Source organism: Propionivibrio sp., from assembly GCF_016790145.1.
In the GTDB taxonomy this organism is placed as follows: Bacteria; Pseudomonadota; Gammaproteobacteria; order Burkholderiales; family Rhodocyclaceae; genus Propionivibrio.
Genome location: NZ_JAEUOI010000169.1, coordinates 21,061 through 27,517, shown reverse-complemented (window position 1 = coordinate 27,517; position 6,457 = coordinate 21,061). Strand labels below are relative to the sequence as shown.

Genomic DNA, 6,457 nt, shown 5'->3' with positions numbered 1-6,457 from the left:
CCGTTTTTTTTAACCGAACATCGCCAAAATCACCCACATCGTAGGTCTCAGCCCTCTCCAACTCGTGCACACCGTCCATGCCAATCCTCCGGGTATCATTCACCAAAAGATTCAAAGCAAAATGTGTGCATAGATTAGCCCGCAGGGAGAAGGGTGCAAACCCCCTCGCCCTGCGGGAGAGGGTCGGGGTGAGGGCCAAACCCTCGCCAAACTTGGTGTTGCGGTGGTCGCGCTCAACTGCGGTTTCCATGTTTATTCTTCCCGCTACTCTTTGCACTGTTTCTTGAAGTCACACTACAACTTGCAGAATGATGTTGCCCGCAGTATCATCGCAAAACATGAATACTGCCGCAAAACTGATTCAAGCCATGCGTAGCAATCCCCTCGATTGGCAGCTTGCGCAGCTTAAACAGTAGCACGCCAGAACGGAATCGACTGGCGGCACGTTGGAACGAGTCAGTGTGTCGTTATTCGCCCTGATGGCAGGACGCTCCCCGTTCCAGCCCGGCGACCTATCAAGCCGATCTACGTCAAGAAGTTCCTTGAACTCGTTGAAGGAGCATGAACATGGGAAAAAGAATTGATTACCCGTTTGAGATTCGCCCGCTGTCGGCCGAGGAAGGCGGTGGCTTTTTAATCTCGTACCCTGATTTCTCTGAGTGCATCTCCGATGGCGAAACAGTCGAAGAAGCGCTCGCGAACGGTAAGGACGCCTTGAAGTCAACGATAGCTGCACTCAAGGCCAGGGAGCTACCCATTCCTGCCCCGAACAGCGGGGGTGTCGCATCCGGTAAGTTTGTCGCTCGCGTTCCAAAGACGATCCACGCGCGCCTGGCTACACGCGCAAAGGCAGAGGGTGTGTCACTTAATACCCTTGTTCTGACATTCATCGCGGAAGGTCTTGGGCGCAAAGAACGGCACGCGTAGTTGCGAACGTGGCCGGATCGAGAAGCTGTCCGCGGACAAGGTTAAGGAACTTATGGACGACGGAGAATTGACGGAGATCTGCAATGACAAGAAAGCCAGAGTTTAATAGCGACGCCTTCGAGTCCATTCACAGCTCGGCGAAAGCCCTGTTCAGGGTAGGCGCCATTAGCAAGACGACGTTGCGCGAATTTGATGGCGTGTGCCAAGCCAAGCTTCCTAACCTGACGGCGAAGCAACCACAGCGGCCCGCGTGAATTCCAGATTCCATCAAGGTTAAATATCCCCGATGTCTCCCGCGCCTGGAGAGTATTTATGAGCGATAAGTTACTGTTGATTTTAGTTGTTATGGCAATTCTTGCTTTTGTTCTTGTTTTCATACAACGCAAGGCGAATCTTAAGCTGGAGGCTGAAAATCAACGAAGATCAGATCTGATGAAAACGCAAGAAACCCAGATGAGGCAAGACGCAGTTCTGAAGGAATTATCTGTGCTCGGAGAGCTCTTCCTCGACAAATCATTGTCATCGTCAGAGCTCGAGACCAAATCAAGATCGTCTTTCTCCATTATCGAGTCTAATAATTACGATGGTACTTTTACCGATCTTATTAACGACACGAAGCAATATGTTGCAAGCGAAATTGAAGATATGCGCTTAAGTGAGTCGAAATAGTTGTGCGCACATTTGGGGTAAAGTGGATCCCATAGCATAGTCAAAACAGAATTTTTCCGGGCTTATGCTGGGCATTCAACTTCACGTCAAGACTGGAGGAGCTCACTCTTCAACCATGTCCCGACGCGGGACGGTTTCGGGATCGGCAATGATTCCCCGGTAAATCTCGACCCGATCGCCAGGCTTCAGCGGCGCATCGAGTTTGACCAGACGACCGAAAACGCCAACTTTCTGCTCGGCCAGATCGATGTACGGAAACTGTTTGAGGATGCCCGAGCGTTGAATCGCATCGCTGACAGTCGAGTCGTCGGGAACCTCGATATTCAGCCACATTTGCTGACCGGGTTCTGAATAGGCCACACCAATCTGCATGTTTTTCTCCTCAGGCGGTGATCGCGTCGGGTGTACCCGTCGCAGCCCTGGCCCGCTCTTCGATCCGGCTTTCCATGACCCGCTTGCCGGCGAGCAGGAAGCCGAGAACGGCAAAGCCGCCGGGTGGAAGGATCATCAGCAGCGCTCCGCCGTAGCCCGGGATTTTCACTTCTAGAAAGGCGAAGGCGGGTCCGAGCAGATTGGACGCCTGCGCGAACAAGGTACCCGAGCCAAGAAACTCGCGGATCAGGCCGATCATCGTCAATGCCCCGGTAAATCCCAGTCCCATGGCCAGCCCGTCGACAGCCGAGGCGAGGACGCCATTCTTTACGGCAAACGCTTCGGCCCGTCCGAGAATCGCGCAATTGACTACGATCAGCGCGATGAACAGGCCGAGAACCTTGTAGAGATCGTGCAGCCAGGCATTCATTGCCATATCGACGAGGGTGACCAGCGTCGCGATGAGCACCACAAACACCGGGATGCGCACCTGCGAACTCACCGTGTGGCGGATCGTCGACACCAGAATGTTGGAAACGATCAGTACGGCGGTGGTCGCCAGCCCCATGCCGAGCCCGTTGGTGCCACTGGTTGTCACAGCCATGGTCGGGCACATGGCCAGCAGTTGCGCGAACACCACGTTCTGGTTCCACAAGCCTTCTTTCATGATGCCGGCAAACGAATTGCTCATGATTTCTCTCCCAGGATTTCCTTGCGGTGCTCGGCATAAAACTCGAGACCTCCCTTGACCGTCTTGACCACGGCACGCGGCGTAATCGTTGCCCCGGCAAACTGGTCAAAAATTCCGCCGTCCTTCTTGACCGCCCAGCTTTCAAGTGGCGGCTGGCCAAGTGACTTGCCGTCGAAGGACTTGATCCAGTTAGTCTTTGAAGCCTCGATCTTGTCGCCCAGCCCCGGCGTTTCGGCATGCTTGAGCACGCGTACTCCGAGTGTCCGGCCCTCGGCATCGACGGCCATCAGCACCTGGATATCCGCCGCGTAGCCGCGCTCGGCAAGCTTGAAAATGGCCCCGATGACGGCGCCTTCACGGCGCGCCAGGTAAATGGTGACCGGCTTGCCATTGCGCTCGATGTCGAGCGTATCCTTGAGGAAATCGTTATCGGCGAAGCCCCTGGGCAGCACTTCGGAAAGCGAGTCGCGCAAGTCCTTGGCCTCGGCAGCGGCTATCGCATCGCTCGTGGCGCTTGAAGCCCAGGCCAGCGCGCCGCTCGCCAGCAAGGCAAAGACGCCGAGCAGAATGGGCTGATAAGCGATTTTTTCGCGGAACGATGCAAAATCCATATCAGGATTCCTTTGTTTCAGGAATGCTCAGCGGCTTGCCCTTGCGGTCGCGTCCGAGGATGCGCGGCTTGATCAGGCGGTCGATCACCGGCGTCAGCGCATTCATCAGCAACACGGCAAAAGCCATTCCTTCCGGATAGCCGCCGTAGGTGCGGATCACCCAGGTCAGCAGGCCGATGCCGAGGCCGAAGACGATCTGTCCGCTGCCGGTATTGGGCGAAGTCACGTAGTCGGTGGCAATGAAGAAGGCACCGAGCAGGGCCGCGCCGGAAAGCAGGTGCGTCGTCGCGCTCAGATAGTGCGCCGGGTCGAGCTGGTGGCCGATGGCCGCAGGAATGGCCACGCCGGCGAGCACGGAGAACGGGGTATGCCAGGAGATGATGCCGCGCGCCAGCAGGTAGAGTCCGCCGCCGAGAATCAGCAAGGAGGCCGATTCGCCGAAACTGCCGGAACGTTCGCCAAGCCATGACAGCGCCGGCGCGCTGGCGCTGGATAGCGAATGCAGCAGATCGATACCGCGCGACAGTTCGGTCTTGGTGTAACCGAGCACCGACGCGCTGACCATGGCATCGGGTAGCGGCGCGCTGGTCAGGAACTGACGCAGGCTATGCACGAAGTCGGGGCCGGCCACCGGGCTCAGCGGCAGCGGTGTCACCCATTGCGTGAGCGGTAGCGGAAAGGAAACCAGAAGCGCTACCCGGGCCACCATCGCCGGGTTGAAAACGTTCTGCCCGATGCCACCGAATACCTGCTTGCCGATCACGATGGCGATCAGGCCGCCGAGTACCGCCACCCACCAAGGCGCCCAGGGCGGCAGGCTCAAGGCCAGCAGCCAGCCGGTGAGCAGGGCCGAACCATCGAGCAGGGTGGCCTTGATCCGCCGGCTGCCCATCAACCTGAGCGACAAGGCTTCAAAGCACAGGCAGGAAAGGATGGTCAGTGCCCACAGGAAAAAGGACGGCCAGCCGAACAGCCAGAAACTGAACAGCGTGGCAGGAACCAGCGCCATCTTGACGCGGAACATGGTGGCGGAAACAGAATTCCCGCCGTGTGCGTGCGGCGAGGCGATCACTGCCGCCGTCAGCCCGCTACCCGCCCTGGCGCTGGAGGTGCCGGCGGTACTCATGCAGTTTCTCCCTGTTTGGCGTCATCGTGCGCAGCAAGCCTGGCCGCCTCTGCTGCAGCGGCCGCATCGGCAGCGCGCTGGGCTTTGCGCTTGGCGGCCGCCTCGACTTTCTCGCGGGCTTCGCGTTGCAGCCGCTCCTGCCGTTGCAGCGCGAGCTTTTTGGTCGCTTCGCCGCGCAACTGGGCGCGCTGACGTTCATAAAGATCGCCCTTGGCGTGGTAGAAGTATTGAACCAGCGGAATGCGCGAGGGGCAGACATAGGCACAGCAGCCACAGGCGATGCAGTCGGCCAGACCGAGAGCGACAGCCGCATCCATGTCCTCGTTGCGAATACGCGCGCTCATCTCCAGCGGCAGTAGCCCCATCGGGCAGGCGCTAACGCAACTGCCACAGCGTATACAGGGCTCGGATTCGGAATCGGCCGCCTCACGCGCATCAAGCAACAGGATGCCGCCCGTGCCCTTGACCACCGGCACCCGCGCATGCGGCAGAACACTGCCCATCATCGGCCCGCCCATCACCAGTTTGGCGATATCGCCCTTGCTGCCGCCGGAAAATGCGATCAGGTCGCTGACCAGCATGCCGAACGGCACCTCGTAGTTGCCGGGCCTGGCCGCCGCACCGCCATTCAAGGTCATCAGCCGAGCAATCAGCGGCCGGCCGAGACAAACGGCCTGGTGCACGGCATAGGCCGTCCCGACGTTATGCACGATCACGCCGACATCGGCGGCGCGAGCATCGGAAGGCACCTCGCGGTCGCTCAATTCGATGATCAACTGGCGGTCGGAGCCCATCGGGTAACGCGCCGGCACTGGCACGACAGAGATTTCGGAAAATCCGGCGGCAGCCTCCTGCATGGCCGCGATGGCTTCCGGCTTGTTGTCCTCGATACCTGCCAGGGCCACTTTGGCTCCCGTCGAAATCAGCATCAGCCGGATGCCGGAAACGATTTCTGCGGCCTTGTCGCGCATCAGACGGTCGTCGCACGAGAGGTAAGGCTCACACTCGCTGCCGTTGATGATCAGCGTGTCGATGCCGGAACGCCGACCCAGGTTCAGCTTCACCGACGAGGGGAAGGTGGCGCCACCCAGCCCGACGACCCCGGCGCTGGCCACGCGCCCGGCAATATCCTCGGGCGATAGCGCGTAGGGATCGCTGGGGATATCGGTTTCAATCCAATCCTCTTCGCCATCGGTGTCGATGGAAATCGCCATGCCGGGCAAACCCGATGCATGCGGCGCGGTGATCTCATCGATGGCGCTGATCGTTCCCGAAGTCGACGCATGCAGCGGCGCGGAAATATTGCCATGCGCGGCGGCGATCAGTTCGCCCTTTTTCACCTTTTGACCGACCAGTACCACCGGACGGGCCGGGGCGCCGACGTGCTGCAAAAGCATCAGGTAGACACGGGGTGGAACGGGCAACTGGCGCGTCTGCACATCGCATGCCGGACGTTTGTGGTCGGCCGGATGGACGCCCCAGTCGTGACCGGCAATGCTTTTAAAGAGGTTCATGAATCCCATGGTGATCTCACGCGGCAAGGGGTTTGGGCATGATCCAGTGTTGCAGGGTGACCGGCACCGGCTGCATCAGCAGCGCCTCGGTCGGGCAGCTATCGATGCAGTTTCGGCAGCCGGTGCAAGCTTCGCGCAAGACGTTGTGGATCTGCCTGGCGGCGCCGAGGATGGCATCGGTCGGGCACACCTTGCTGCAGCGGCAACAGCCGATGCACAACTCTTCGGCCACTGTGGCGATCTTCGGCCCGTCATCGGAGAGAGCGGACAGATCGACGGTGATGCCCAGCTTGAGCCCGATCACGATGGCCAGTGCCTTGCCGCCGGGCGGGCAGCAAGCTGGTGAAGCCGTGCCTTCGGCGATTGCCGCGGCCGCCGCAGCGCAACCGGCAAATCCGCATTGCCCGCAATTGGACCCGGGCATCGCGCTCGCCAGTTCGTCGACCAGCGGATTGCCTTCCACCTGCAGAAACCTGTTGGCTACACCGAGGATGATGCCCAGTGCGGCACCCAGGAACGTCAGACTGAGGATGGCGGCGATCATGAT

Annotated in this window: 10 protein-coding genes; 3 read left to right on the top strand and 7 right to left on the bottom strand. The window is 59.5% G+C overall.

Going from position 1 to position 6,457, the window contains the following annotated elements:
* The coding region (locus JNM42_RS14105) for a hypothetical protein (protein WP_294271267.1) at positions 1 to 250 on the bottom strand (250 nt) is incomplete at its 3' end.
* A 317-nt stretch (positions 251 to 567) separates the two neighbouring features.
* Here JNM42_RS14105 and JNM42_RS14100 point away from each other — a divergent pair.
* The 3 genes from JNM42_RS14100 to JNM42_RS14090 all read left to right on the top strand — a co-directional run bounded on the left by JNM42_RS14100 (position 568) and on the right by JNM42_RS14090 (position 1,596).
* Positions 568 to 927, top strand: a complete 360-nt coding sequence (locus tag JNM42_RS14100; protein WP_294271265.1) for a type II toxin-antitoxin system HicB family antitoxin — start codon at positions 568 to 570, stop codon at positions 925 to 927.
* Positions 928 to 1,010: 83 nt separating this feature from the next.
* Positions 1,011 to 1,181: a hypothetical protein gene (locus JNM42_RS14095; protein ID WP_294271260.1), complete on the top strand. Its 171-nt coding sequence runs from the start codon at positions 1,011 to 1,013 to the stop codon at positions 1,179 to 1,181.
* 58 nt (positions 1,182 to 1,239) lie between these two features.
* Positions 1,240 to 1,596, top strand: coding sequence for a hypothetical protein (locus JNM42_RS14090; RefSeq protein WP_294271257.1), 357 nt, complete (start codon positions 1,240 to 1,242; stop codon positions 1,594 to 1,596).
* A gap of 102 nt (positions 1,597 to 1,698) precedes the next feature.
* Here the strand turns inward: JNM42_RS14090 and JNM42_RS14085 are convergent, their stop codons facing one another.
* From JNM42_RS14085 to JNM42_RS14060, 6 genes are read right to left on the bottom strand one after another with little or no spacing between them, the layout of a single operon-like run.
* Positions 1,699 to 1,968, bottom strand: coding sequence for an RnfH family protein (locus tag JNM42_RS14085; RefSeq protein ID WP_294271254.1), 270 nt, complete (start codon positions 1,966 to 1,968; stop codon positions 1,699 to 1,701).
* A gap of 10 nt (positions 1,969 to 1,978) precedes the next feature.
* A complete protein-coding gene (locus JNM42_RS14080) occupies positions 1,979 to 2,659 on the bottom strand; it encodes an electron transport complex subunit E (RefSeq protein WP_294271250.1) in 681 nt (226 codons plus the stop codon).
* Positions 2,656 to 3,270 carry an electron transport complex subunit RsxG gene (rsxG, locus tag JNM42_RS14075; protein ID WP_294271245.1) on the bottom strand — a complete coding sequence of 205 codons (615 nt, stop codon included), beginning with the start codon at positions 3,268 to 3,270 and terminating at the stop codon, positions 2,656 to 2,658. The genes JNM42_RS14080 and rsxG overlap by 4 nt, the downstream gene beginning before the upstream one ends.
* Before the next feature lies 1 nt (position 3,271).
* Positions 3,272 to 4,396 carry an RnfABCDGE type electron transport complex subunit D gene (locus tag JNM42_RS14070; RefSeq protein WP_294271242.1) on the bottom strand — a complete coding sequence of 375 codons (1,125 nt, stop codon included), beginning with the start codon at positions 4,394 to 4,396 and terminating at the stop codon, positions 3,272 to 3,274.
* Entirely contained in the window at positions 4,393 to 5,910 is a 1,518-nt protein-coding gene (gene rsxC, locus JNM42_RS14065; protein ID WP_294271239.1) for an electron transport complex subunit RsxC, read from the bottom strand. Before rsxC ends, JNM42_RS14070 begins: the two co-directional genes overlap by 4 nt.
* Before the next feature lie 16 nt (positions 5,911 to 5,926).
* Entirely contained in the window at positions 5,927 to 6,454 is a 528-nt protein-coding gene (locus JNM42_RS14060) for an RnfABCDGE type electron transport complex subunit B (protein WP_294271237.1), read from the bottom strand.
* Positions 6,455 to 6,457 lie beyond the last annotated feature (3 nt).